Below are 26,948 nucleotides of genomic sequence, written 5' to 3' on the forward strand. Positions count from 1 at the left end.
TATTTTTTTGCTGTAAGGGAATAATTAAATCCATTCGAAATACAAAGACATGGCCAAGAAAATAAAGGCGATTAGCAGGAGCATATCGAAGAAAGTAGGGAAGATCAGCGTACGCAATCCTTGGAATACGACAAAGGGGATGATGAACTGCTGGCAAACACCCCTGAATTTTTTCATCCATGGCGGTAAAGTATAGGGGGTATATCTTCGCTTCATATTATTACCTTCCTTTTTAGGGCTTCTTATATTCTATGGGCTGGTAGTGGAAAAGGTGAAAAAACCGTCACATTCACTGTTCCTGGAGGATAAAATAAAGAAAATGGCCGGGCAGCGGGATCGAATGCATGTAATGGAATGCTTCCTAAAGAAAGAAAGCGAAAAGATGATTGACTGGAGCCCCATATTTTTTGTACTATATACTATATGCATTCAGTGATTTTACATATGAATATAAATCAATGCAAAGACCGGAAATAGTAAGATGAAATGCACTTTTCAGAGAGGAAACCAATTGGTGCGAGGTTTCCAGGCAGCAGCATCCGAAGTCGTCCGCGAGCAGTTTTCGTGAAAGATCTTTAGTAGCGAAGGCCGGTGAAGAGCCGTTATCCGATTTGAGAGCCGAAAGAGATTTTTTACTTTTTCGGAAAAAAGGTGGCACCGCGAACAACTTCCTTCGTCCTTTTGTGATGATGGAAGTTTTTTTTATGCCTAAATAAGGAGGAAATGACATGGAAGAGAACCAAATTTCGATGCCGACTAAATATGATCCGCAGACGATAGAGAAAGGCCGCTACAAATGGTGGCTTGATGGGAAGTTTTTCGAAACGACGGGTGACGATAAAAAAGAACCATATACGATTGTCATCCCCCCGCCGAACGTGACTGGTAAGCTGCATCTAGGCCACGCATGGGATACGACACTTCAAGATATATTGACACGCATGAAAAGGATGCAAGGCTATGATGTTTTATGGTTGCCGGGCATGGATCATGCCGGTATCGCCACTCAAGCGAAAGTTGAACAGAAACTTCGTGCGGAAGGCGTGAGCCGTTATGACCTTGGACGTGAAAAGTTCGTGGAAGAGACATGGAAATGGAAAGAGCAATACGCGAGCCATATCCGTGAACAATGGTCAAAGCTGGGTCTTGGACTTGATTATACCCGTGAACGCTTCACTCTTGATGAAGGGCTTTCAAAAGCAGTGCGCGAAGTGTTCGTTTCGCTTTATAAGAAGGACTTGATTTATCGCGGTGAATACATCATCAACTGGGATCCATCAACGAAAACGGCGTTATCCGATATCGAGGTTATTTACAAAGATGTACAGGGCGCATTTTACCATTTGAAATATCCGTTAGTTGACGGATCAGGTGAAATTGAAATAGCCACAACCCGTCCGGAAACGATGCTTGGCGATACTGCGGTTGCTGTACATCCTGAAGATGATCGGTATAAACACTTGATCGGCAAAAAGGTTCGCTTGCCAATTACAGGCCGGGAAATCCCGATTGTCGGTGATGACTATGTCGATATGGAATTCGGTTCAGGCGCGGTTAAAATTACTCCTGCTCATGATCCGAATGACTTCGAAATCGGGAACCGTCACGATTTGGAGCGCATCCTTGTCATGCATGAAGATGGCTCGATGAATGAAAAGGCCGGTAAATATGAAGGCATGGACCGTTTTGAATGCCGTAAACAAATCGTCAAAGACCTTCAGGAAGAAGGAGTACTATTCAAAATCGAAGATCACCTTCACTCAGTCGGTCATTCAGAGAGAAGCGGTGCTGTTGTTGAACCATATCTATCGACTCAATGGTTCGTAAAAATGCAGCCTCTAGCTGATGCATCCGTTGATCTTCAAAAAGGATCCGATGAGGAAAAAGTTCATTTCGTACCGGATCGTTTCGAGAAAACGTATCTCCATTGGATGGAAAATATCCGCGACTGGTGCATTTCCCGTCAGCTTTGGTGGGGTCACCGCATTCCAGCCTGGTACCATAAAGAAACAGGTGAAGTGTATGTAGGACATGAGGAGCCTGCGGATGCTGAAAACTGGGAACAGGATACAGACGTTCTGGATACATGGTTCAGCTCGGCTTTATGGCCGTTCTCGACTATGGGTTGGCCTGACAAAGACAGCGTCGATTTCAAACGATACTACCCAACAGGAGCGCTAGTGACAGGCTATGATATCATTTTCTTCTGGGTTTCACGGATGATTTTCCAAGCACTTGAGTTCACGGGCGAACGTCCATTTGAAGATGTACTGATTCACGGTCTTGTTCGTGACGAACAAGGACGCAAGATGAGTAAATCGCTTGGTAACGGTGTCGATCCGATGGATGTCATCGATCAATACGGTGCCGATTCGCTGCGGTACTTCTTATCAACGGGCAGCTCACCAGGTCAGGACCTTCGTTACAGCACGGAAAAAGTGGAAGCGGTTTGGAACTTCTCCAACAAAATTTGGAACGCATCCCGTTTTGCATTAATGAACATGAATGGCATGACGTATGACGAAATCGATTTAAGCGGTGAAAAATCTGTAGCCGATAAATGGATTTTGACACGTTTGAACGAAACGATTTCAAACGTGACAAGACTCGCTGACCGTTATGAGTTCGGTGAAGTCGGCCGTGTGCTTTACAACTTCATTTGGGATGATTTCTGTGACTGGTATATTGAAATGGCGAAGCTTCCGTTATATGGCGAAGATGAAGCGGCTAAGAAAACGACGCGCTCGATCTTGGCTTATGTACTGGATAATACGATGAGATTGTTGCACCCGTTCATGCCATTCATTACCGAAGAAATCTGGCAGAACCTTCCGCATGAAGGTGAGTCGATCACTGTTGCCGCTTGGCCGGAAGTGAATGAAGGATTGACAGATACAGCTGCAGCCGAGGAAATGAAGCTGCTTGTTGAAATCATCCGCTCCGTCCGTAATATCCGTGCTGAGGTGAACACGCCGCTAAGCAAAAAAATCAATTTGATTTTAAAAGCGAAAGATGAGTCCATCTTAGAAACGTTACAGAAAAACAGCAGTTATATCGAGCGTTTCTGTAATCCTGAACAATTGACGATCGGTATCGAAGTCGAAGAACCTGCTCAAGCCATGACAGCTGTCGTAACTGGCGTAGAACTAATCCTTCCGCTGACAGGGCTGATCAATATCGACGAAGAAGTGAAACGTCTTGAAAAAGAACTCGACAAACTTAATAAAGAAGTTGAACGCGTTCAGAAAAAATTAGGCAATGAGGGCTTCGTTAAAAAGGCGCCGGCAAGCGTCATTGAAGAAGAACGTGCCAAAGAAAAAGACTATAGCGAAAAACGCGACTCTGTGATCCACAGGATCAGCGAACTGAAACAACTGTAAAACAAAAGGATGAACTAGCTAATATGCCGGTTCATCCTTTTTTGTGTTGGACGACATTGATTCGAAAATCAAATGTTCCGTTAGGAGGATAGACTTTCTTTTATGAATGTAAGGTACTCCGATACGATATTGATGTCACTTAGTGCACTTAATGTCCGGCTGCCGACGACATCCTCGATTTCGTTGAGCATGAGGCTGCCATCCTCGGCAAATATGAAATCGATCCCGACCAGACCGAAATCAAACGCTTCGATAACTCTTTCTACAAGGGCTAAATCGGAAGCGGTCAGCTCATATATGGAAGCCGATCCCCCTAGCGTATAATTTGCCTTGAAACTTGAAGCGGATTCCCTAAGTACAGCAGCCTTCACTTTTTTACCAATTACAAAAACGCGGATATCCTTTCCGAATAAGCCGGGTTTTTGGACAATCCAATTTCCGTCATTCAGTTCGGCCAAATCATCGGCATGCTCGATTAAATACACTTGTTTCCCGCCGCGGCCACGTGTTTCTTTAGCAATGAAAGGGAACTCCATGTCATCGGCATTCGGCTTTCCGTTGCAATATATGGTATCGGCCATTGGAATTCCCATCGAGGACAAATATTGATGCGTCCTTGCTTTGTCATTAGCGATTTCCGATACGAATGAGGAGTTAAAGCAGGCAATCCCCATTTGCTCCAGTTGCCTTGTTAGAAAAGGATCGATGGCCCGGACGATAGCAAAGTCTGGCAATACGATTGGCTGAGCTGTATGTTCCACGTACAATTCGTTGGAACGATGACCGATTCTAAGGTCTTCCCGATGGTAAAAGTGTAAATCAAGATCAAGCTTACTGGCTTCGTCAAGCATCCAATCTATGTATCCTTGATTTTTCAAGGCATCCTCACGGTTATAAATCAACCAACCTGCTTGTTTTTTCATCAGATGCACTTCCCTTTCCTAATTTGTTCAAGATATAATCGAACATGCTATCAGCGATGTTGATGCCAGTACATTCATAAATATTTAGTAAATGCGAATTCGAATTCACTTCGCACAAAAGCGGACCCTCTTTACCGAACAACAAATCGACGCCAGCGAAGTCGGCACCTAGTATCTCCGCACAACGGATGGCAAGTTGTGCTTCTTCCCTAGTGGGTGTATAGGGGGCAGCCTGACCACCGGCAGTCATATTAGCTCGGAAGTCGTTCTCGGAATGGCGTTGCATCGCTGCGATGACTTGATTGCCGACGACATTCACACGAATATCCCGTCCTTTACTATGTTCGATGAATTCCTGAATGATAAATGGTTTGTGGCCAAGATTGCGGATGGTCTTTAGTAACTCATCCTCTGTTTGGATCAAATATACTTGTTCCCCAAAAGAACCGTATGCTTCCTTAACGATAAGTGGATACCCAAGTTCAATGCCGATTTGTATGAAGGCATCCATATTGACCCTTTCAATACCTTCGTACGTGAAAGGTGGAAACAAGGTTTTTGGCATCGGTATGCCATGACTGGCCAATGCTTGATGTGTTTTTGCTTTGCTGTCGCAAATGTCGATTGCCGTACTGCTGTTATGTACGGGGATGCCGAGCAATTCCAAATGGCGTGCCAAATGAATGTCTTTATCCATGAACAGAACAAAATCAGGCAGCTTATCAAAGGCTCCTTTAATTAGCGGCACTCCTTTTTCGATTATGGGAATAAGATCTGAATTGCGGATAAGGGTTGCCGTGATTTCTTTCCTTTCAGCCGCCTCTTTAATGAACAAAGCTAAACTGGAAAACTTATCATGCTGTAAATAGCCGTTAACGACAATCCAACAGTGGAAATCTGAAGGTTTCATGGTAAAACACTACCTTTCATCTAGGTTAATCGTTCATATATTGATAAAATAATCTTAACGCATAAGAGCGGTATAAAGAAAGAGGAGGCTCAATGATTAATGGTAACAACCATGAAAGACATCAATCATTTTTTTGAACGGCGCCAAGTTCAATTGGGCATGAATTTTGGCCTATCACGGATGGAAACATTGTTAACTGAATTAGGTGACCCCCATAAGGAGCTAAAGTATATTCACATTGCAGGATCAAACGGGAAAGGATCAACCTTGCAATATATTAAAGAAATCCTTCTTGCTGAAGGGATCCGGGTCGCTTCCTTCACTTCACCATATTTAGTGCGGATGAATGAACAGCTGAAGATAAATGCGGATGAAATAAGTGATAAGGATTTTATCGCTGCCTTCCGCGAGCTGTGGCCGTTCATCCAAGAGATGGACAGTAAGGGGAATGGTCCCACTCAGTTTGAAATATTGACTGCGATGGCATTCTCTTATTTTAGCAAAAAGGAAGTGGATTTGGTTTTGATGGAAACAGGGCTTGGAGGCAGGCTCGATACAACGAATGTCATCCAGCCGTTTCTTTCGATCATTACCTCGATTTCTTTGGAGCATACGAGCATCCTGGGTAACACACTTGGGGAAATTGCTTCAGAGAAGGCAGGCATCATTAAAAGCAGGGCGCCGGTCATCAGCGGAGTCAACGCTAGGGAACCAGCAAAAGTAATCGAAGAAAAAGCATCTTCATTAGGCGTACCCCATTACCAATTAGGCAAAGACTTTCATGTAGGGAATGTGAAGCAAAGTGAGCAAGGACAAAGTTTCTCCTTTTCGCTTGCCGATAGGTCCATCGAAAATGTGGAAATGCAGATGTTGGGACGTCACCAAATCGAGAATGCGGCACTGGCCATTGCTGCTGTCCTAGTAGGAATGGAAAATATCGATGAAAAAAGCATCCTTAAAGGAATAGGGGAGGCGAAATGGGAGGGGCGTTTTGAAAAAATATCGGCTGAGCCGTTGGTGATCATTGATGGTGCACATAATCCTGCCGGCATCGATGTATTGATGGAAACGCTAAAATTGAATTATCCTGAATATAAGTACCGGTTCATATTCAGTTCATTTAAAGATAAAAATTATTCCCAGATGCTTCGTGGACTGGAAACGGAAACGATTGAAATCATCATTACCGAATTCGAACATGAACGGGCGGCGGATGCGCAAACGCTTTATGAAGAATGTCGTCATGAAAATAAAACAATAAACAAGGATTGGCAGACGGCGATAAGGGAAGGCAGAAGAAAAACAGGGGAGAAAGAGGTTCTTGTCATAACAGGTTCCCTTCATTTCCTTTCACTTGTGAGGGGATTTCTATCTGAAAGTTAAAAAATTCAAAGTGGATGATTGATGTGGTACCTCCATAGAGAATGCTTAATGGATAGATGGTGAACTGGTTATTTTTTCTTCTCCATATGCAGAGGCACGATTGGAATTGAACTAGTGATTAATTAACTTACATCAGTAACAGTCTCAAAAAAAAGACCTTTTCAATGGTCCTTTTCCCTTTTTAAGAAGGACAGCTCATTTCTATTTAACAGAGACTTCGAAAAAGAAAAAAACTCTAATAGAGTGATTGATAACAAAACACCACGTATATTTGTTAAAATATGTTTATATATTGATTCTGAATTGTAGTTTGGACTTAACGGCTTTAAGCAGAGCCGGGTAGGGAAAATAAAATATGGGAGGAATGAATAATCATGAAGAACCCAAATGATTATTACAAAGTCGCATATCCTGTGAAAGGAATGGGACATGACCTTAGAGATACAACGAAAGTGAATCGAATCCTCGTGCAATCTGTATAAATGATGGGTATCCATTTCTATCTCTTCGTCCTGGGCTTAATTTTAGGCTCATTCTTTAACGTCGTCGGTTTAAGTGTTCCAGCAAATAATCCATTTGCGAATCGTCGCTCCGCTTGCCCATCTTGTGGGCGCACATTGACCTTCTTCGAGTTGATACCGGTTATTTCTTATATGTTGCAAGACGGAAAATGCCGGGGCTGTAAAGCAAGGATTTCCCCCCTTTATCCGGTAGTGGAATTGCTGACCGGTGTTTTGTTTGCCTCAGCTCCCATATTTCTTGGCTGGTCGGGTGAACTCTGGGTTGCCTGGACATTGATTTCATTATTTATGATCATCTTGGTGTCTGATGTAGCCTATATGCTCATACCTGATAAAATACTGCTTTTCTTTACGGTGATTTTTATGGTTTTAAGGGTTTCATTTCCGCTGTCACCCTGGTGGGATTCAATTTTCGGGGCAGCGGTTGGTTTTAGCCTTCTGCTATTAATCGCTGTTGTGAGTAAGGGGGGCATGGGTGGCGGTGATATTAAGCTCTTTGCAGTGATTGGCTTTGCATTGGGGATGAAGATGGTCCTGTTATCATTTCTTTTTGCGTGCTTTTATGGGGCATTCCTTGGCATCATCGGGTTGCTAACCGGAATTCTAAAAAAGAAAACGCTGATACCTTTCGGTCCGTATATCGTTTTTGGGACATTGACTGCCTATTTTTGGGGCGACTCCATTTTATATTGGTATGTAACTTTTCTAAGATGAGCTTAAAGGACCATCACAGTTCACGGGGAATTTGTCAAAAATCATCTGAACAATGGGGCAGTAGGGAACTATCCCCATGCGGCTGCAAGTGAAGGTGACATGGAAGAGGAATGCATGTAATTGTTGAGAGGCAATATTAAAATGTTATGAACCAGAAGCACCAGTACCTGGAAGGCCCTTTTGTTTAACGGGATATGAATAGGGAAATTTGACGAAACCTATTAATGACAAGACGACAAAAGTCTTGTTATTTTTTTTTACCTCTATGATAGGATGAAAAAAATGACCTGGAGGGGAGGAAAAAAATTGGGCAAGCCGGAACAAAGCAAGGGTGTCACGATTAAAATAAATGGGGAAGAAAAAGTATTTGCCGATAAAAAGATTGAAAGTCAAGAGGCTGCGAGTGAGGAGCAGGAACAGGAACATCCAGATGAGAGTTTCGAATGGATACTCCCTGAGGATTCAAACGAAAACAAGATCGTATTGGTTCCCACACCTCCAAAGAAGAAAATGCCAAAGCTGATCGGTTTTGGTACGAGTTCGCTGAAAAGCTCGGATAAAAGACCGATCAAGACATTCATGATCGCCGTCATTTGTGCTGTTTTTTTTGGGTCGATTCTTGGCTTGATTGCCGTTAAAACGATTACAAAGGAAAAAGCCGCAGTATCTTCGGTCGAGACCACGATTCCAACGGAAGCCACTGTTGAGGATAAAAAAGCGGCAGTGAATGAACCAGGTACCCAGCTGAAGACATTCCTTGTACAGGGAGGTGTATTCAGCAGCGAGGATGCGGCAAGGCAAATACAAAAGAAAATCATTGAAAAGCAGGTTCCAGCTGAAATTTTCAAATTGGAAGACAGCTATTATTTATTCTTGGGATCGGCAGAGAGTCTAGTTGCAAGTAAGGAGCTGGCCTTGTTCTTAAAGTCCTATGATGTGGACGTATATTGGAAGGAAATCAATTTTGAAGCTGCTGGGACAAGCCAGGAAGATGAGAAAACCCTCGACAAGATGAAGGAAGTATATGCTTCATTGGCAGAAACATCTTCAACCAAGCTTCGTGGAAAGGAAGGGACGGTAAACGAAGAAACCCTGAAAAAAAACATGGATGAACTGAAGGCGGGGAAATTATCGTCGGAGTTTTCGAATTTGAACGATGACTTGACTGCTGCGGCAAAGTCGATTGACGAATATGAGACTTCCAAAAAGGAAGAAAAGCTATTCAAGGCTCAAGAAAGTCTTCTTGATTTTTTATTGAATTACCAAAACATATCGAGTTAAGTAAAGAAAAAGGGGAGCTGTCTAATGGGACAAGCTCCCTTTTTGAACTCTCAGGTGACACTTTTTTTATTTTCCGGGAAATACTTACAGATATTTGTCGATTCCTAGTAAACAATAATTGTGGATTGCACCATAATTTGATAGGATAGATATGTATCTCCCTATGTAAAGAAAGGTGACTTTTTTATTATGCAGCCATTGATTTTAGCTTCTTCATCACCACGTCGTAAAGAACTTCTACAATTTCTTCAAATCCCCTTCGAAAGCATGAATTCCAATGTCGATGAAAGTATTGATGAAAACATGTGTCCGGATGCTGCTGTGAAAGAGCTGGCCTCCCGTAAAGCGGAAGCCATCTCAGCAAAATTTCAGGAAAGCTGGGTTATCGGCTCGGATACCGTTGTTGTCCTTGATGGTGAGATATTGGGTAAACCGACAAGCCGGGCGGATGGAAAAAGAATGCTGGAAATGCTATCAGGACGGACACATGAAGTATACACTGGTGTCGCCATCCTATTCGGCAGGCATCGCAGAGTATTCGCAGAAAAAACGGAAGTGACATTTTGGGAATTGCCAGATGCTGAAATCGAACGTTATCTGGATAGCGGTGAACCCTTTGACAAAGCTGGCGGCTATGGGATTCAAGGATACGGATCTCTTCTTGTCGAACAGATCAAAGGCGACTATTTCTCTGTCGTCGGGCTTCCGGTCTCAAGACTGGCCCGGGAACTTAAAGCGATGCAGGCAGACTTAGGATAATGGATTTCCTCTGGCATCTTCCCTTTTCTAAGGAAGGGTGGATCTTTTGAGTGAAAAAATGTTAATACGGGATTACCCGAAAGAAGAGAGGCCGCGCGAAAGGTTTCTGCAGGACGGACCGCAAAGTCTCTCCAATCAAGAATTGCTTGCACTGCTCTTGAGGACGGGATCGAGGGAAGAATCCGTTCTGCAACTATCCGGCAGGCTCATCAATTCCTTCAAGGGCCTGCGCCTGCTAAAAGAAGCTTCAGTGGAAGAACTGACCGTGATGAAAGGGATTGGTGAAGCGAAAGCGATTCAAATCCTGGCCTCTGTCGAACTTGGCAGGAGAATTAATAAATTGAATGATCAAGACCGTTATGTGATTCGATCTCCTGAAGATGGGGCCAATTATTGCATGGAAGAAATGCGGTTTTTGTCACAGGAACATTTCGTCTGTCTCTATTTAAATACGAAAAATCAAGTGCTACAAAAAACTACGGTCTTCATCGGCAGCCTCAATGCCTCAATCGTGCATCCGCGTGAGGTTTTTAAAGAAGCTTTCAGAAGGTCCGCTGCCTCTATCATCTGTCTTCATAACCACCCCTCCGGAGACCCCTCTCCCAGCAGAGAAGATATTGAAGTGACAAAAAGATTAGTCGAATGTGGTAAAATTATCGGGATCGAAGTATTGGACCATATCATTATCGGGGAGCATAAATATGTTAGTTTGAAGGAAAAAGGTTATTTATGACACTATCAAAATTTTTGACGATACGATATAATATTATTTATGATTTTTAAAAGAGGAAACTTTTTCAAAACTCTTATTGTCAAAAAACGACAAATTATTATTTGAACTTATAAAAAGGCATTTTTGTTTACGAAAGGGAGATACCATAATGTTTGGAATTGGCGCTAGAGATATAGGGATTGATTTAGGAACGGCGAATACGCTTGTATATGTAAAAGGAAAAGGGATTGCTGTACGTGAACCATCTGTTGTAGCTGTGCAAACAGATACAAAGCAAATCGTTGCAGTCGGAAACGATGCGAAAAACATGATTGGCCGTACACCTGGTAACGTGGTTGCCCTTCGCCCGATGAAGGATGGGGTAATTGCCGATTATGAAACGACGGCTACCATGATGAAGTACTATATGAAGGAAGCTCAAAAGAAGGGCGTATTCGGCAACAAGCCATATGTCATGATTTGTGTGCCTTCTGGAATTACGGCAGTTGAGCAGCGTGCTGTCATCGATGCAGCTAGACAAGCTGGAGCCCGTGATGCATACCCTATCGAAGAACCGTTTGCAGCAGCGATCGGGGCGGACCTTCCTGTTTGGGAACCTACAGGCAGCATGGTCGTTGATATCGGCGGAGGAACAACGGAAGTGGCAATCATTTCCCTTGGCGGAATCGTAACAAGCCAATCCATCCGTATTGCCGGTGACGAAATGGATGATGCCATCATCGTTTACATCCGTAAGAACTACAATTTGATGATCGGTGAGCGTACTGCTGAAGCGATTAAAATGGAAATTGGTTCTGCTGGAGACACGGAAGGCGTAGAAAACATGGAAATCCGCGGCCGTGACCTATTGACTGGATTACCGAAAACGATCGAGATTACTGCTGAGGAAATATCCAAAGCATTAAGCGACACAGTTTCCGCAATTGTGGATTCCGTGAAAAACACTTTAGAGAAAACACCACCTGAATTAGCCGCTGACATCATGGACAGAGGTATTGTATTGACAGGCGGGGGTGCTTTGCTGCGCAATTTGGATAAAGTCATCAGTGAAGAAACGCAAATGCCGGTGATCATCGCTGAAAATCCGCTGGATTGTGTTGCAATCGGAACGGGTAAAGCGTTGGACCACATTCATTTGTTCAAGACTAAATCAAGAGATTCCCGATAAGCATTACTTCTCAAATAGGGCCGGCTCAACAAAAGGTGCAATTTTGAGCCGGTTTTTCTTATGTTTTGCTGTTTAATTTAACAGTTTTTTGGTCTGGATGAACAAGATAATTAAGTGAATTTTAGACCATTGAGTAAATTTTAGACCATTGAGTAAATTTTTAGATAGAGGTGCAATTATCATGCCACAGTTTTTTAATAAAAAGCTCCTTCTCTTGCTCGTTAGTATTATCGTTCTCGTGGCATTGATCGGTTTTTCATTAAGAGAAAGAGAAGAGTTGACATGGCCGGAGCAATTCCTGAAAGATACGACAGGCTGGGTCGGAAATGTGTTTAATAAGCCGGTATCGGGTATAACAGGTTTTGTAGGGGGCTTAAAAGACCTTCAACATACATACGATGAAAACAAAAAATTGAAAGCCCGCTTGGATGAATATGTATTATTGAAAACCCAAGTCCAAGATTTAAAAGAAGAAAATGAAGAACTTCGCGATAACCTCAAAAAAGAAGATGACCTGCGGAAGTATTCGCCCACTCAGGCGACGGTCATCGGACGTAATCCTGACCGCTGGCATGAAATGCTGACGATTAATAAAGGGAAGCGTAATGGGGTAGAAAAAAATATGGCTGTCATCACTGCCAATGGATTAGTGGGTAAGGTAAAATCCGCGACGGATTTCACCTCTTCGGTTCAACTCTTAAGTTCGATCGATAAAGCCAATCGTGTCTCAGCCATTGTTCAAGGCGATGATAAAGCATATGGCTTGATTGAAGGATTCGATGATAAGAAGAACCTTTTGATGATGAAACGTATTCCTTACGATAAAAAGATCAAGAAAAATTCATTGGTCATCACATCCGGTTATGGAGGGATCTTTCCGAAAGGTCTGCTGATCGGGAAGGTTGTCGATGTCAAAGTGGATCAATATGGGTTGAACCAGACCGCATATATTGAACCTTCGACGGATTTTTATGATATTAACAATGTTATGGTCGTTCAGCGCGAAGTGGACGGTGCACCGGAAGAAAGTGAAGGGGAGGATGAAGCTGAGTGAAATATTTCATCCTTTCTTTTATAGCCTTGGTTTTTTTTGTTTTTGAAAGCATCTTCGCCCAGATGTTCGCTGGAGATGCATTCGGGGCAGATAAAATCCTCGTGCCCCATTTCATGATGGTTTTCGTTTTTTTCCTGACCATGTTCGGGTCCAGGAAAATGGGTATGCTTTATGGAGCAATTCTTGGGTTGACCTATGATGTCGTATATACGGAAATCCTTGGGACTTACATGTTCCTGCTGCCTTTTCTTGCCTATCTGATATCGAAATGCATGAAAATCCTGCAAAATAATATATTGATTGCCTGCCTTACTGCGTTTTTATTCACGGCAGTTTTAGAGGTTGTCATCTTTCAGATGAATATCATCCTATCTTTTGCAGATATGGGATTTGGTGAATTTGCGGAACGAAGATTGCTGCCGACATTATTATTGAATCTCGCATTCATTATTATCAGCTGCTATCCTTTAAAGAGAATGATTGAAATGCTTGATTTACAAGGAGAAACGGAATAACGTTCCTGTGTCTTAAGAAGCAGGAGGAAATGTATTTTCTCTTTTCCGTGTACGTAGAAAAAGGAAATTTGTTTTCCTATGTCGAATTATATTTCATTGAGGTGAAACAAACGTCATGAATAAAAGAATTCAGCAAAATGTCATGATTAAGGGAACAAAAGACGGGTTTATGCTTCATCTCGATGATTCTTGCTCATTTTCCGAGTTATTGAAAGAGTTAGAAGTGAAGCTTTCGGCAAACTATCAGTTTCAAGAAAATGACCCGTCCATTTCCGTTAAAGTACATACAGGGAACCGCTATCTTGATGAACAACAAGAAGAAAAGATTAAAGAGGTCATTCATAAAAAGAAGAAGCTTTTCGTAGATGAGATGATTTCGAATGTCCTGACGAAGGATGAAGCGAAACGATGGAAAGATGAAAACCAAGTGACGACCGTGACCAAGGTGATAAGGTCAGGACAGGTTTTTGAAGTTCCCGGAGACTTACTGCTAATAGGGGATGTCAATCCCGACGGAACGGTTCGTGCGGGTGGCAACATATATATCATGGGACAGCTAAAAGGAATAGCCCATGCCGGATATAAAGGGAATAATGAGGCCATTATAGCTGCCTCTGTCATGAAGCCTGCCCAGCTGCGCATTGCCGGACAAGTGAATTTATCTCCTGACCAATATACGAAATGGGGACATGACTTGGAATGTGCCTTCATGGATGAAGAAGAAAATATCATAATAGAAAAACTGCAAGTCTTAAAGAAATATAGACCTAATTTAAATAGATTAGAAGGGGGTCTCTAATCGTGGGAGAGGCAATAGTTATAACATCCGGTAAGGGTGGTGTCGGGAAAACGACCACATCCGCCAATTTAGGAACATCTTTAGCTCTTCTAGGCAAAAAGGTTTGCTTGATTGATACGGATATTGGTCTTCGGAACTTGGATGTGATCATGGGATTGGAAAATCGCATCATCTATGATTTGGTCGATGTGGTCGAAGGGCGCTGTAAGATACACCAAGCGCTTATTAAAGATAAACATTTCGAGGATTTGCTTTATTTGCTTCCAGCTCCACAAAATAGTGATAAATCAGCGGTGGATGAAGAGCAGATGAGGAAACTCATAAGTGATATGAAGCCTGACTATGATTATATCATCATTGATTGCCCTGCAGGCATTGAACAGGGCTTCAGGAATGCCATAGCTGGGGCAGACAAAGCGATCATCGTTACGACTGCAGAGAGACCGGCTGTCAGGGATGCAGACCGTATCATTGGCCTGCTTGAAAAAGAAGAGCATATTGAACCGCCTCAATTGATCATCAACCGGATTCGTGGCCATTTGCTTCATGAGGATGAAGAAATGGATATCGATGGAGTTGCCGATTTTCTTAAAATTGATTTGATCGGCGTCATTCCTGATGATGACCAAGTCATTGTGGCAGCGAATAAAAAGGAACCCATTGCCTATAATCCGGACAATAGAGTCTCGCTTGCCTATCGGAACATTGCCAGGAGGATCCTTGGTGAATCTGTACCCTTGACTCCAATTGGCGGCGAACCTAAAGGCTTCATGTCCAAATTGAAAAAATTCTTTAGCGTGCGGTAAATCTATATTTCATATTAAGAAGCGGGAGCACTTGATGCCCTCGCTTTTTTTTATGCTGAACATGTAAAATAAAAAAGGCAAGCCATATCCTGGCTTGCCTTATCCATATGCTGAAATCCAACGGGTTATCCGCGTCTTCCGCCTCTTCCGCCGCGTTTTGATTCGGTGCTGCGTTTAAGAGTCGATAAATTTTCTTCACTAGTCTTTAAAAAGCGAACCATTTTATCTTCGAAATTTTCCTTTGGTTGGAAATTACCTTTTGAACGAAAATCTTTAGAACGGCTATCCCCTTGGCGTGGTGGGCGTTTGGTATAAGAAGAGGTTTGCCCTTCGGGTCTATCTATAGCCTTTTTGATGGACAAGGCAGTTTTTCCGTCTTTCTCACTAATCACTTTTACTTCAATTTGGTCGCCTACTTTAAGATGGTCATTTACGTCTTTTACATAGCTATCTGCTACCTCACTGATATGCACAAGACCTGTTGAGCCTCCTGGTAATTCTACGAATGCTCCAAAATTAGTGATACCTGTTACTTTACCTTGTACTTTGCTGCCTATTTCGATTGACATAAAAAAATGTTCCCCCTCAATAATGTTAAAACCACTTTATTATAACAAATTCAGGGGAACAATATCAATTGGATTTTTCCCCAATTATTCGTTTTTCTGAATCGATGCCCAAATCACCTTGGGAATTCATAAGTTTCTGGTTAATTTTTCATCAAAAAAATATTTTTCTGTCAATAAAAATTCAGGGGTGTGCAGAAAGAAATTCTTTTCTCCGGCATAGTCTGGACAAGATACTCATACGTTGTAATATAGCGCTTTGACATGAGCAGGGGGGAGATCTGGAATGGATGATCGCAGGAAAGATATCCGTAATCGTATCGCCAAGAGACGTAAGTTTAAGGATAATCCGGCAGGAAGCAGTAGTTGGACGGAGATCAACAATGAGGAACCATATGGGATTGATTCATATAATGGGTATTCCGAGAAAGATCATCCGCTCTTCAAGAAAGAATATTTTTTCTTTAAAATCCTTGCTAGTGTATGCCTGTTCCTGATTATCGCGGTGATGTTCAAACACCCTTCTGTGCGGCTCGACCCTGCCAGAAGTTTTGTCACGGAGAGCATGAACAAGGAATTTCAGTTCGCTTCAATCTCCAATTGGTACGAAAGTGCATTTGGTAAACCGATCGCTTTCTTACCAAATGAAGCCGGTACGGAAACTGTCGAATCGGGTGAAGGCTATGCAATGCCAGCATCTGCGAAGATTACCCAAACTTTCGAAACGAACGGTGAGGGTATCATATTGGAAACGAGCAAAGGCTCGAAGGTCGAGGCAGTCAATGAAGGGGTAGTCATTTTTGCCGGTGAAAAGGAGGGGATTGGAAAGACGGTCGTCATTCAGCATGCCAACAAAAGTGAATCTTGGTATGGGCAGCTGGAAGAGATTGATGTGAAATTGTATGAGTTCGTTAAAAAGGGCAATGAAGTCGGACAGGTTACAGTAAGTGAAGATGGATCCAAGGGTAGATTTTATTTAGCGATAAAAGAAAATGACGCTTTCGTCGATCCTAAAAAGGTGATTTCCTTTGAGTGAATATGGGAAATTACTGTTTAAAGTCAGGGTGCACCCGACATTGTGGTTTGTCATTGGAATTGCCATCCTCACTGCTCATTTCGTTGAAGTGATGATGCTTCTGCTCATCGTCTTCATTCATGAGATGGGGCATGCCGTTTGTGCCCAGCACTTCAAATGGCGGATAAAGTCAATTCAGCTGCTTCCTTTTGGAGGCGCTGTCGAGACTGAGGAGTATGGTAATAAGAGTTTGAAGGAGGATTTGGCGGTGGTGCTTGCCGGTCCGCTTCAACATGTTTGGCTCATTGGTGCAGCTTTTTTGCTTTATTTCTTTTCAATTATTCCCTATGAGCTGTATCAGCCCTTTTTGTATATGAATCTTATGCTGTTGGTTTTTAATTTGCTGCCTATTTGGCCACTGGATGGGGGACGGCTGCTATTCATCGGTGTTTCCCTATACTGCACCTTTCTTGAAGCGCAGAAACACACACTTCATTTTTCTGCAGTATTCGCTTTCCTGGCTTTTTTGACCTGGCTCATTCTTGATCCGCTCAACTTGAACATCTGGCTCATCATCTTTTTCATAATTCTCTCACTCGTCATGGAATGGCGGCAGCGGTATTATGCGTTTATCCGCTTTCTTTTGCAGCGCCATTACGGGCATACGAATGATTTGGCGAAACTGAAGCCGATCTCGGTAGATTCACAAGAACCGATTTATAAAGTGCTGGAACTGTTCCAACGCGGATGTAAACACCCCGTCATCATCACGAAAAACGGGAAAGAGAGCGGTTCGTTAGATGAAACGGAGATCCTTCATGCCTATTTTTCCGAAAAAATGACAAACGGGAAAATCGGCGACCTATTATATTCTTATTAAATATGTTATCCTTTCTTCAAATTGAGGAGAGGATTTTTTTTGATGAAAAAGATGATCGCGAACCTAGCTTCACGCGAAAAAAGAGTGGCCGTACTTGAGAATGGTGTTTTACGTAAACTTGAAATCATGCCGCCCCACCAGCGCAGTACGGTCGGTAATATTTATCTTGGGAAAGTGACGAAGGTGTTACCGGGTATGGATGCCGTCTTCATTGATTATGGTGCAGAGAAGAATGGTTTTTTACACCGTGACGAGATTCCCTCTTTCCAGCTGACAAAAAAAAGCGATGGGAAAGCATCCATCGGTCAATATGTCCGTCAAGGAGAAAAGCTGCTCGTTCAGGTGACCCGGGATGAAACGGGCACAAAAGGAGCTAAATTGACAGGGCTGATCGAATTTTCAACGGATTCCCTCGTATACATACATGGAATGGATTATGTTGGCGTTTCAAAGAAATTCAAAAACGATGAATTGCATCAGCGGTGGCGGGAAACGGCCTTGCAATATAAAAAGCCTGATGAGGGATTGATTGTCCGCACCTCGATGGAGAACGAAAGCGAAACGGTCTTCCTGGACAGGTTAACCATATTGCGGGAGCTCTTTAAAGGACTTGAACTAAAGGCTGCGTCGGTCAAGGCCCCGACCCTTCTCTATGAGAGGGACACATACCTCGACATGATCATTTCTGAAATGTCGGGAACGGCTACCGGAGAACTTGCCATCGATGATTTCAAGGCCTATCAGGAATTGAAAAAATGGGTACAGGAAAACGGTAAGGAGTGGGAAATATCCCATGAATCGGGTAAGAATATTTTTTCCGAATGGAATGTGGAAGCGCAAGTGGAGAAACTGGCCAAGAAAATTGTCTGGCTTGATAATGGTGGATATTTAATTTTTGAAGAAACGGAAGCTTTCACCGTAATCGATGTCAATTCAGGTAAGTTCACCGGTAAGGTGGCGAAGGAAGCAACATTGTTTGCGGTGAATCAGGCTGCTGCGAAAGAGGTCGCCCGTCAATTGAGATTGAGGAACATCAGCGGAATCATCTTGATAGATTTCATCAATATGGACCAATCGCGACATGCACAAGAAATCATCGACATCGTCAAAAAGGAAGTGGCGAGGGATGAGAAGCGGGTCCAGGTCATCGGCTTTACGGAACTGGGGATTTTACAAATGACGAGAAAGCGAACGTCCCCGTCTTTAAGTGAAATGATGACGGTGCCTTGCCCCGTGTGCAGTGGAATCGGTAAAATCGAGAGCCCTGAAACGGTGGCTTTCCGGTTGGAACGTGACTTGCTGGAACACCGGAAGACGGATGATGAAGCGGTCTGGGTGGAGGTCAGTAAGGCGGTGGCGGACGTGCTGCTTGGTGAAAAGGAATCATACCGGCCGACACTGGAGGATTTGATCGCTAAAAAGTTATTTCTATCTTTAATCCCCGGTTCCAGTAATACCTATTCCATCAAGCGTTTCGGGAGCATTCAGGAAATCGGGCGGGCTTTCGAATGAAGGACGGGAATTCTTACAAATATATTGACAGCCATTCCAGTTTCATGTTAGGATTTTAATGTTATGTTTGTAGCACCCGTGCTACAACCGCTCAACAACAGGTCATAAGCTTTTGCCTTTCTGGTAAAACGCCTGTGATTGGCGAGTCTGAGACATTTAAGGAGGTGCAAGTATGTACGCAATTATCGAAACTGGCGGTAAACAAATTAAAGTAGCAGCTGGCGAAGCGGTTTACATTGAAAAATTAAACGCAGAAGCAGGCGAAACTGTTACATTTGACAAAGTTTTATTCGTAGGTGGCGAAGACGTGAAAGTCGGTGCTCCACTAGTTGAAGGCGCTACTGTAACAGGTACTGTCGAAAAACAAGGTAAGCAAAAGAAAATCACTGTTTTCAAATACAAAGCGAAGAAAAACAATCGTAAAAAACAAGGTCATCGTCAACCATACACAAAAGTTGTTATCGAAGCAATCAACGCGTAAGGGCTGATTCTAGATGATTAAAGTTGTCTTTGACGCTCCGCAGGAACGGATTACTTCGTTCACTTTAAGCGGACATGCTAATTTTGCTAAAAAAGGTTCTGATATCGTTTGTGCAGGTGTATCGGCTGTTTCCTTCGGGGCAGTCAATGCGATCATGTCCTTAACGGACGTAGAGCCTGAGATTGAGCAAGGGAGGGAAGGCGGCTATCTTCGCTGCGTCATTCCGGGGAATCTTTCGCCGGAATCGGAAGAGAAGGTTCAGCTCCTTTTGAACAGTATGCTCATATCGTTGCAAACCATCGAACGTGATTATGGTAAATACATGAAAATTATCCTCAACCAATAGGAGGTGGAACAAATGTTAAGATTAAATCTTCAGTTCTTCGCTTCGAAAAAAGGAGTAGGTTCTACAAAGAACGGACGTGACTCAATCTCTAAGCGTCTTGGCGCTAAACGTGCAGATGGTCAATTCGTTTCTGGTGGTTCTATCCTTTACCGTCAACGCGGAACAAAAATCTATCCTGGTGAGAACGTAGGCCGTGGTGGAGACGATACTCTATACGCTAAAGTAGACGGTGTTGTTAAATTCGAACGTTTCGGACGTGACCGTAAAAAAGTAAGCGTATATCCAGTAGCACAAGAAGCATAATTGGCATCTTTGAACAGAGGCTGACTCAAAAGGGTCTGATTCCTTCTACGAGACACTATATACCGCGTCATTTTTAATAATGGTATGTGATATAGTGAAGAAGGGGTCCGGCCCTTTATTTATACTATAGGAACGATAAATAACCAGCATTTTGCAGGAGACTTTAGTCATTAGTATAAGGAAAACAACCTCTGACTTAAAAAAGGCTCGCCAATCGGCGGGCTTTCTTAAACTTTCAGGGGGAAAATCCAAGATTACTCTTCCATCCCATTTGGTTTAACCAAATAGACAGTCCACTTCAACTATAATATCTCCAATTGGTGCATAAAAAAGGCCCATTCTCTTTTTTAGTTCAAATGGCTCTACCATCGTCCAAAGAACTCAGGGTGTGTGGCTGTATTTTTTGGACGGGGGCTTTCATGTGAAGGCATGTGAATCGAGCTTCATTTCCTGTTTGTTGTTTTTTTGATATACTGTACAAATGGAAGTATTCAACATGATAGAGCTGAAAAAAGTTTCTTTATCATAATTGAAGGTGTTAATAATGGATAAAAATTGGACGACTATTGAAACTCTGCGTCAAACCAGGCATGACTGGCTGAATAAAATTCAAATCATCAAAGGGAATCTGGAGTTGAACAGAATTGATCGTGTCAAGGGAATCATTGATGAAATCATTGTTGAAACCCAGAATGAAGCACGCCTTTCCAGTTTGAATTTACCTAAGTTCACCGAGATGCTGTTGACGTCGAATTGGAATAATGGATCATTTTATTGCGAATATGAAATCATTGATGTTTTTGAAGGCTCTGCTGAGATGGACGTGCTGATGCATCGCTGGACGAACGATTTCTTTAAAATTCTGGATAAGAATCTGGACCCCTATTTTGAAAATATACTAGCTGTTTCTATGTGTAAAAAAGAAGTGAGTGATATGCACTGTTCATTTCATATGCAAGGGAGGTTCATTGATCAATCCGCAGTGATGGAGTTTTTGGGAAGTTCATTAACGGCAGAGCAATCAATTGAAATTCTTGAATGTAATGAGGATGAAATATTTTTAAAGATGGATATTAACTTTTAGAGAAGTATACAGCAAGAAATGACTTGCAGAAAACAAGGAAGTGATAGCATGTTTGTCGATCAAACGAAAGTCTATATAAAAGGCGGAGACGGTGGTAACGGGATAGTTGCTTATCGTCGTGAGAAATTCATACCAAAAGGCGGACCTGCCGGCGGAGATGGCGGCAATGGAGCCAATGTCGTATTTGAAGTGGAAGAGGGCTTGCGTACGTTAATGGATTTCCGTTATCAACGTCACTTTAAGGCACCTCGCGGAGAACATGGCATGTCCAAAAACATGCATGGTGCGGCCGCAAAGGATATGGTCATCAAAGTTCCACCAGGCACGGTTGTCATTGATGAAAAGACGAAGGAAGTCATCGCTGATTTAGTTGAGCACGGGCAGCGCGCCATTATCGCTAAGGGCGGTCGCGGAGGCCGGGGGAATTCCCGTTTTGCTACACCAGCCAATCCTGCACCTGAAATCGCGGAGAACGGCGAACCGGGCCAAGAACGCGATATAATCATGGAATTGAAACTGTTGGCTGATGTCGGTTTGGTTGGTTTCCCAAGTGTAGGGAAATCCACTTTGCTTTCCGTCGTATCCGCAGCAAGACCTAAAATTGCCGAATACCATTTCACGACGATCGTCCCTAACCTCGGAATGGTGGAAACGGAAGATCACCGCAGCTTCGTCATGGCCGATTTACCGGGTCTGATTGAAGGTGCTTCAGAAGGAGTGGGCCTTGGACATCAATTCCTGCGCCATATTGAAAGAACGAGGGTAATCGTTCATGTAATCGATATGTCGGGTCTTGAAGGCAGGGATCCATATGAAGACTACCAAACAATCAATAAAGAGTTGGAAGAGTATAACCTACGCTTGACTGAACGTCCGCAAATCATTGTGGCAAGTAAAATGGATATGCCGGACTCAGCAGATAATTTAGCGGCATTCAAAGAAAAGCTGGAAGAAGATTATCCTGTCTTCCCGATTTCTGCCGTAACGCGTGAAGGGATCCGTGAGCTTCTTTATGCAATTGCTGATAAAATCGAAGAAACGCCTGAGTTCCCTCTTGACCATGAAGAAGAGAATACTGGAATCCACCGGGTTCTTTATAAACATACATCACAGTCTGATGAATTTAATATTGAACGCGAATCCGATGGCAGCTTTGCCGTATCAGGATTCAAGATCGAGCGTTTATTCAAAATGACTGACTTCACCCGTGAAGAGTCCATACGTCGTTTCGCTAGACAGCTTCGTTCATTCGGAGTCGACGAAGGCCTTCGCCAAAAAGGTGCGACAAATGGCGATATCGTCCGTATCCTTGAATATGAATTTGAATTTGTTGATTGATTGGAGACCATGATGGCAGGCAAAAGGAGGCGTGCGGAGTTTGAATAAGTCCGATCAGAAGTTTTTCCTCGTTCGAGAGGATGTCCTTCCCGAAGCGATGAAAAAAACGCTGGATGCAAAAGAAATGATTGAACGGGGAAAAGCAGAATCAGTTTGGGAAGCGGTACAGCGGGTGGACCTAAGCAGGAGTGCTTTTTACAAATACCGTGACACGGTTTTTCCGTTTCATACAATTGTTAAGGAAAAGCTGATTACACTGTTCTTCTATCTCGAAGATCGTTCTGGTACTCTATCGGAGCTCTTACGGCTCGTCGCCTCATCCGGTTGCAACATCATGACTATCCACCAAACGATTCCCTTGCAGGGACGTGCCAATGTTACCCTATCTCTTAACACGGGTGGGATGACAATGGATATTAATGATCTGCTCACTAAACTGCGTAAAATGGAGTTCGTCGAAAAAGTCGAAATTATTGGTAACGGCGCATGAAAACAGCCTGTACATTTTAAATGTACAGGCTGTTTTTATTTGTAAGAGGAAGATTTAACGATTAAGTATTGTAAAAAATCAGAAAATGGCATAACATAAACATTAGATTTTCCGTGAAAAGGAGTTTATAATATGACATCAAAAATTGCATTTCTTGGACCAAAAGCAACGTTCACGGATTTAGCTGTTTCGCGACTATTTCCTAATGATATTAAAATACCGATGAACACGATTCCAGACTGTCTTGATGCTGTCCGGGACGGGGAAGTGAATCACACGCTCGTACCGATCGAGAATGCTTTGGAGGGGTCGGTAAATATAACGATGGATTACTTAGTCCATGAAGTTCCATTACCGATAAAAGGGGAAGTGACGATTCCCATCCAACAGCATTATATGGTGCATCCGGATCATGCATATCCTGGTTTCAAACCGGACATGGTTTATTCGCATTCCCATGCCATCGCTCAATGCCGTAAATTCCTACATAATGAACTTAGGGGTATTCCGTATGAGTATGTCACATCCACAGCAGCCGCTGCGAAGATGGTGATGGAGAATCCCGATATCAATATTGCAGCGATTGCAAATGATATGGCTGCAGCGGAGTATGGTTTGACGATTGTAAAACAAAATATTCATGATTACGAACATAATCACACCAAGTTTATTGTCGTATCCAACAGTGAAGTCGACTATGAAGGGCATCTGACCGTTGAAGGGAACAAGAAAACGACCCTGATGATTCAGCTGCCTGCCGATCATTCAGGTCAGCTGCACCAAGTCCTTTCCGCTTTTTCCTGGAGGAAGCTAAATCTTTCCAAGATAGAATCAAGACCCATGAAAACAGGATTAGGCAATTACTTTTTCATCATCGACATTGAAATGGGCCTTGACGATGTTCTCATTCCAGGAGCGATCTCTGAGCTCGAGGCCCTTGGGTGTACGGTTTCGATCATGGGAAGCTATACATGCTTTAAAGTTCAAAATGGTGTGCCGCAACGATGATTTCCCAGGAATAAAGAACGCTTAAAGCAGAGGTGGAAATTTTCCTTGGGTTCACAAAGTTATCGTTTTCCAAGTGTTGAATGGTACAACCTAAGTTTTTTTTACAATGTAAAAGGGAAATAATGAATAAGAAGGGTGTCCCGGAAGTATTTCCGGGGCATTTTTTTGTGAAGGTTTACGTTAAGGTTTGTATTTCCCTTCTGTACAAGTTCCTAAATTGGTTGGCTGTCATTTTATGAAAATATGGAAATAGGCAAGTAAGGAACAATGAAGGAATGAATTTAATTTTTGGATTTTGAGGATGAGAAGTAAATAAACACCGTTCATGATGAACGCGTATACAATAGGTAAATCCCGGTAGGCTCCCTGTGGAAATAGGCATATGAATACATACCTTGATGACTAATTCAGTGGATGTACCTTAAGAAAAATATCGATTCAGAGAGGGGATGGTGGTCAGCAGAGATGGATAGTCAATTCAAAGAAACTTTCGGTTCTTGGACTCAAGCGATAGGAACTGTCATTTCTGCTATTGCGGGTACGCCATCCAATGTCTTGGGCGAAGAATTTAGTGAAAAGTTGGATTTGATTGGAAATGAACTTCAAGCAACAGGAAATGCCATATTGGCGGACGCAGAAGAAACCTGGTCACTGGATAAATTCGGTAATGTAATACAGGTGATCGGGAATTCGACGGTTATCTTAGGATTAGTTATTGATTACGATGAAATAACGAAACAGGAATTGATCATTAAAGGTAATCTGATTCAAGCCTTAGGCGGAGGTACCGCTGTGGCGGGGGCATTCGAAAATCCGGATGAACCGGAGCAGGCCTTCAATGTTACGGGAAATTTGTTGCAGGCGATTGGGAATTCGATGCAAGCGATAGGTGGAATTGTGGAACTTAAAGATAGCTGTCAGGATAAAGACCAAAAAGAACAAGATAAAGATGCAGACAAAGAGCAGAACATGAAAAACTATCAATATCCATATTTGGAAGATAAGCCTTCGGATGCTGAATTAATACAAGTGATGGGAGGCTGGATACAGGCGGTCGGTTCCATCATTAGTCTTATAGGGCAATTGAGAAGTAACATTGAAGAAAACTCCGAGGATGGCAGCTCCAATGAAAGCAATTCCAATGGTGGAGGGAGCATATAATTATACATGCGCTTTGGAGCCAATAAAAAAAATCCTCAAAAGATCTGGCTTTTGAGGATTTTTCGTTTATTCAATCGACCAAAATGCCGGCATCCCTCAATGCACCCTCCGCTTCGTCAAGCAGCTCTTCAGATGAAGCGCTCAGTGTATGGAGATGAATGCCACTCGTTAGTTCCGATAAAAAAGATGCGTTCGTTTCCGTCACCCTAGAGAGAAATTGCTGGACTTCCTTACGGCTGCTGACCATGATGGAAGCAGTAAGGTCACCGTATACGGGGTGCTCGATTTTGACATCTTTCACCGTGATGCCGATATCCACGAGTAAATATAGCTCTTCCTGGGTCCGGGAAGGATCATGCTGGCAAGCAATGATCCTTTCCGGCTTTTGAGTGCTCCCCGTTTGTAAGTACATATAGCCTTGGCTCGTGGCAATGATAGGTTCATTCCGCGCTTTCAGGAGAGTTATGTCACCAACGATAACCTGCCGGCTTACATTCGTTAATTGCGAAAGCTCGCTACCTGTTACTGGCTGCGCGCTCGTTTGCAATATATGTAAGAGTTTCGTCCGTCTTTCTTCCCCGAGTAATTTCTTTCTTTCCATAATCATTCACCTCTTTATTTACAAAACATTCTACCACAGAATGGAGGGTTTTATCGAATGCCAGCTATTCCTTCGATGCAGTCTGCCAACTTGTGAATGTCATCGGCCGTCGTATTTTTCCCAAAGGAAAAGCGGACGAATTGATGGGCTTCATCTTCGCTTTTCCCGATGGCCATCATGGTTTTTGAAGGATCCTGTTTACCGATTTGACAGGCGCTTCCAGTCGATACAGCGAATCCTTTCTGGTTTAATTCGAGCATGATGTACTGTCCTTGCAATCCAGCAAAGGTCAGCGCCAGAATGTGAGGCAATTGGTTTTTCGCTTCGATGATTTGAAAATCGACTTTCCTTACCGTAAGCTGCTCGATCAATTGCATCCTAAGTATGCAAATCCGTTTCCGTTCATCTTCCATGATATCCCCTAATTTCTTGGCAGCGGTTACGAAGGAAGCTATACCGGGGACGTCCACTGTCCCTGGGCGGAAACCATATTCATGGGTAATATTCGGTACCGGAGCCTTCAACTGATGGATGGATGGGAAAAAGACGGCTCCAGTCCCTTTTGGACCATAAACTTTATGGCTGGAAACTGATAATCCATCACATAAGGCAGATATCTTCCCAAGCGGCAATTTAGCAAATGATTGGACACAATCCACATGTAAAAAAGCCTGGTGTTTTCGAACGGCTTTACTTATTTGCTCAATGGGTTGAATGACCCCGATTTCTGAATTCACATGTTGGACAATGACCAAGCAAGTTTTCTCCGTCAGACATTCCTCCAGATGTTCAATATCAACGCGGCCATCTTCCAAATGCCGTAAATATGTTACATCGAAGCCTTCTTGTTCAAGCTTTGCGACAAAATTGGCAATGGATGCATGTTCAGTTCGGCTAACGATCAAGTGGTTCTGCCAGGATGGTTTTGAAGCGATAAATGTATCTATGGCAAGCATATTGCTTTCTGATCCGCCGCTCGTAAAGATGATTCCTTCCTTTTTTATGTTCAGCATATCTGCGAGTTGCTGCCGTGACATATCCAATAAACGTGCCGCTTCAGAACCAATATCATGCAAACTGCTCGCATTCCCGAAAAACTTCCGGGATGCTTGGCTGAATACTTCGAGTGCCTCATCATCAATCGGCGTTGTAGCTGCATAATCCAAATAAATCAAGAAATCACTTCCATCCTTTAATCTTAAAAAACTCTTGATAAT

At 42.9% G+C, this 26,948-nt stretch carries 29 protein-coding genes and 2 other annotated features; of the genes, 22 read left to right on the forward strand and 7 right to left on the reverse strand.

All coding sequences use genetic code 11. From position 1 onward, the window contains the following. Window positions 1–24: 24 nt before the first annotated feature. Entirely contained in the window at window positions 25–216 is a 192-nt protein-coding gene (locus QUF94_RS08495; RefSeq protein ID WP_289315471.1) for a hypothetical protein, read from the reverse strand. A gap of 238 nt (window positions 217–454) precedes the next feature. Beyond that, window positions 455–684, forward strand: a binding site (T-box leader). A gap of 44 nt (window positions 685–728) precedes the next feature. Between QUF94_RS08495 and QUF94_RS08500 the strand changes: the two genes are divergently transcribed. Beyond that, window positions 729–3,380: a valine--tRNA ligase gene (locus QUF94_RS08500; protein ID WP_289315472.1), complete on the forward strand. Its 2,652-nt coding sequence runs from the start codon at window positions 729–731 to the stop codon at window positions 3,378–3,380. An 80-nt stretch (window positions 3,381–3,460) separates the two neighbouring features. Here QUF94_RS08500 and QUF94_RS08505 read toward each other — a convergent pair whose 3' ends face one another. Both QUF94_RS08505 and QUF94_RS08510 read right to left on the reverse strand, forming a co-directional pair. After that, the gene (locus QUF94_RS08505) at window positions 3,461–4,303 is read right to left on the reverse strand and encodes an ATP-grasp domain-containing protein (protein WP_289315473.1); all 843 of its coding nucleotides are present in this window, start codon (window positions 4,301–4,303) and stop codon (window positions 3,461–3,463) included. Then, entirely contained in the window at window positions 4,272–5,213 is a 942-nt protein-coding gene (locus QUF94_RS08510) for an ATP-grasp domain-containing protein (RefSeq protein WP_289315474.1), read from the reverse strand. The genes QUF94_RS08505 and QUF94_RS08510 overlap by 32 nt, the downstream gene beginning before the upstream one ends. Before the next feature lie 99 nt (window positions 5,214–5,312). On the opposite strand from QUF94_RS08510, the gene QUF94_RS08515 reads away from it, so the two are divergent. The 10 genes from QUF94_RS08515 (at window position 5,313) to minD (ending at window position 14,946) form a co-directional block, all read left to right on the forward strand. Further along, window positions 5,313–6,596: a bifunctional folylpolyglutamate synthase/dihydrofolate synthase gene (locus QUF94_RS08515; RefSeq protein ID WP_289315475.1), complete on the forward strand. Its 1,284-nt coding sequence runs from the start codon at window positions 5,313–5,315 to the stop codon at window positions 6,594–6,596. Window positions 6,597–7,078: 482 nt separating this feature from the next. After that, window positions 7,079–7,831 (forward strand): prepilin peptidase, encoded by a 753-nt coding sequence (locus QUF94_RS08520; protein ID WP_289315476.1) that lies wholly within the window; start codon window positions 7,079–7,081, stop codon window positions 7,829–7,831. Between the two features lie 306 nt (window positions 7,832–8,137). Beyond that, a complete protein-coding gene (locus QUF94_RS08525; protein WP_289315477.1) occupies window positions 8,138–9,112 on the forward strand; it encodes a hypothetical protein in 975 nt (324 codons plus the stop codon). 189 nt (window positions 9,113–9,301) lie between these two features. Further along, entirely contained in the window at window positions 9,302–9,871 is a 570-nt protein-coding gene (locus QUF94_RS08530) for a Maf family protein (RefSeq protein WP_289315478.1), read from the forward strand. A gap of 58 nt (window positions 9,872–9,929) precedes the next feature. After that, a complete protein-coding gene (gene radC / locus QUF94_RS08535) occupies window positions 9,930–10,604 on the forward strand; it encodes a RadC family protein (RefSeq protein WP_289318324.1) in 675 nt (224 codons plus the stop codon). Between the two features lie 148 nt (window positions 10,605–10,752). Beyond that, window positions 10,753–11,772, forward strand: coding sequence for a rod shape-determining protein (locus QUF94_RS08540; protein ID WP_034308871.1), 1,020 nt, complete (start codon window positions 10,753–10,755; stop codon window positions 11,770–11,772). A gap of 181 nt (window positions 11,773–11,953) precedes the next feature. Further along, window positions 11,954–12,826 carry a rod shape-determining protein MreC gene (mreC, locus tag QUF94_RS08545; RefSeq protein WP_289315479.1) on the forward strand — a complete coding sequence of 291 codons (873 nt, stop codon included), beginning with the start codon at window positions 11,954–11,956 and terminating at the stop codon, window positions 12,824–12,826. Next, on the forward strand, window positions 12,823–13,341 hold the full coding sequence (mreD, locus tag QUF94_RS08550) for a rod shape-determining protein MreD (RefSeq protein ID WP_289315480.1): 519 nt from the start codon (window positions 12,823–12,825) through the stop codon (window positions 13,339–13,341). The genes mreC and mreD overlap by 4 nt, the downstream gene beginning before the upstream one ends. Before the next feature lie 115 nt (window positions 13,342–13,456). Beyond that, complete coding sequence (minC, locus tag QUF94_RS08555; protein WP_063232834.1) at window positions 13,457–14,140, forward strand: septum site-determining protein MinC; 684 nt, start codon at window positions 13,457–13,459, stop codon at window positions 14,138–14,140. A gap of 2 nt (window positions 14,141–14,142) precedes the next feature. Next, window positions 14,143–14,946: a septum site-determining protein MinD gene (gene minD, locus QUF94_RS08560; RefSeq protein WP_289315481.1), complete on the forward strand. Its 804-nt coding sequence runs from the start codon at window positions 14,143–14,145 to the stop codon at window positions 14,944–14,946. Between the two features lie 125 nt (window positions 14,947–15,071). Here the strand turns inward: minD and QUF94_RS08565 are convergent, their stop codons facing one another. Next, complete coding sequence (locus QUF94_RS08565) at window positions 15,072–15,515, reverse strand: S1 domain-containing RNA-binding protein (protein WP_034308861.1); 444 nt, start codon at window positions 15,513–15,515, stop codon at window positions 15,072–15,074. Window positions 15,516–15,798: 283 nt separating this feature from the next. Between QUF94_RS08565 and QUF94_RS08570 the strand changes: the two genes are divergently transcribed. The 11 genes from QUF94_RS08570 to QUF94_RS08620 all read left to right on the forward strand — a co-directional run bounded on the left by QUF94_RS08570 (window position 15,799) and on the right by QUF94_RS08620 (window position 25,130). Next, window positions 15,799–16,548, forward strand: coding sequence for a M23 family metallopeptidase (locus QUF94_RS08570; protein ID WP_289315482.1), 750 nt, complete (start codon window positions 15,799–15,801; stop codon window positions 16,546–16,548). Beyond that, complete coding sequence (locus QUF94_RS08575) at window positions 16,541–17,407, forward strand: M50 family metallopeptidase (protein WP_289315483.1); 867 nt, start codon at window positions 16,541–16,543, stop codon at window positions 17,405–17,407. Before QUF94_RS08570 ends, QUF94_RS08575 begins: the two co-directional genes overlap by 8 nt. 42 nt (window positions 17,408–17,449) lie before the next feature. Continuing rightward, window positions 17,450–18,919 carry an Rne/Rng family ribonuclease gene (locus QUF94_RS08580; RefSeq protein WP_289315484.1) on the forward strand — a complete coding sequence of 490 codons (1,470 nt, stop codon included), beginning with the start codon at window positions 17,450–17,452 and terminating at the stop codon, window positions 18,917–18,919. Window positions 18,920–18,994: 75 nt separating this feature from the next. Continuing rightward, window positions 18,995–19,078, forward strand: a sequence feature (ribosomal protein L21 leader region). A 13-nt stretch (window positions 19,079–19,091) separates the two neighbouring features. Continuing rightward, the gene (rplU, locus tag QUF94_RS08585) at window positions 19,092–19,400 is read left to right on the forward strand and encodes a 50S ribosomal protein L21 (protein ID WP_034308849.1); all 309 of its coding nucleotides are present in this window, start codon (window positions 19,092–19,094) and stop codon (window positions 19,398–19,400) included. Between the two features lie 13 nt (window positions 19,401–19,413). Further along, a complete protein-coding gene (locus QUF94_RS08590; RefSeq protein WP_061464244.1) occupies window positions 19,414–19,746 on the forward strand; it encodes a ribosomal-processing cysteine protease Prp in 333 nt (110 codons plus the stop codon). A gap of 12 nt (window positions 19,747–19,758) precedes the next feature. After that, window positions 19,759–20,049 (forward strand): 50S ribosomal protein L27, encoded by a 291-nt coding sequence (gene rpmA / locus QUF94_RS08595; RefSeq protein WP_061143474.1) that lies wholly within the window; start codon window positions 19,759–19,761, stop codon window positions 20,047–20,049. A 544-nt stretch (window positions 20,050–20,593) separates the two neighbouring features. Further along, the gene (locus tag QUF94_RS08600) at window positions 20,594–21,133 is read left to right on the forward strand and encodes a Spo0B domain-containing protein (RefSeq protein ID WP_289315485.1); all 540 of its coding nucleotides are present in this window, start codon (window positions 20,594–20,596) and stop codon (window positions 21,131–21,133) included. A gap of 48 nt (window positions 21,134–21,181) precedes the next feature. After that, window positions 21,182–22,471: a GTPase ObgE gene (gene obgE, locus QUF94_RS08605; RefSeq protein WP_289315486.1), complete on the forward strand. Its 1,290-nt coding sequence runs from the start codon at window positions 21,182–21,184 to the stop codon at window positions 22,469–22,471. A 40-nt stretch (window positions 22,472–22,511) separates the two neighbouring features. Continuing rightward, window positions 22,512–22,961, forward strand: a complete 450-nt coding sequence (locus QUF94_RS08610) for an ACT domain-containing protein (RefSeq protein ID WP_289315487.1) — start codon at window positions 22,512–22,514, stop codon at window positions 22,959–22,961. A 132-nt stretch (window positions 22,962–23,093) separates the two neighbouring features. Beyond that, complete coding sequence (gene pheA, locus QUF94_RS08615; protein WP_289315488.1) at window positions 23,094–23,969, forward strand: prephenate dehydratase; 876 nt, start codon at window positions 23,094–23,096, stop codon at window positions 23,967–23,969. Window positions 23,970–24,383: 414 nt separating this feature from the next. After that, window positions 24,384–25,130: a DUF6944 family repetitive protein gene (locus QUF94_RS08620; RefSeq protein ID WP_289315489.1), complete on the forward strand. Its 747-nt coding sequence runs from the start codon at window positions 24,384–24,386 to the stop codon at window positions 25,128–25,130. Between the two features lie 70 nt (window positions 25,131–25,200). On the opposite strand, the gene QUF94_RS08625 is transcribed toward QUF94_RS08620, so the two are convergent. Genes QUF94_RS08625 through QUF94_RS08630 form a run of 3 tightly spaced genes read right to left on the reverse strand, consistent with a single transcriptional unit; the run spans window position 25,201 to window position 26,906 of the window. Then, the gene (locus tag QUF94_RS08625) at window positions 25,201–25,677 is read right to left on the reverse strand and encodes a transcription repressor NadR (RefSeq protein ID WP_421156102.1); all 477 of its coding nucleotides are present in this window, start codon (window positions 25,675–25,677) and stop codon (window positions 25,201–25,203) included. After that, complete coding sequence (locus QUF94_RS29050; RefSeq protein WP_483313643.1) at window positions 25,646–25,768, reverse strand: hypothetical protein; 123 nt, start codon at window positions 25,766–25,768, stop codon at window positions 25,646–25,648. The genes QUF94_RS08625 and QUF94_RS29050 overlap by 32 nt, the downstream gene beginning before the upstream one ends. 13 nt (window positions 25,769–25,781) lie before the next feature. Continuing rightward, window positions 25,782–26,906 (reverse strand): IscS subfamily cysteine desulfurase, encoded by a 1,125-nt coding sequence (locus QUF94_RS08630; protein WP_289315490.1) that lies wholly within the window; start codon window positions 26,904–26,906, stop codon window positions 25,782–25,784. Window positions 26,907–26,948 lie beyond the last annotated feature (42 nt).

Source organism: Peribacillus sp. NJ4 (genome assembly GCF_030348345.1).
Lineage (GTDB): Bacteria > Bacillota > Bacilli > Bacillales > DSM-1321 > Peribacillus.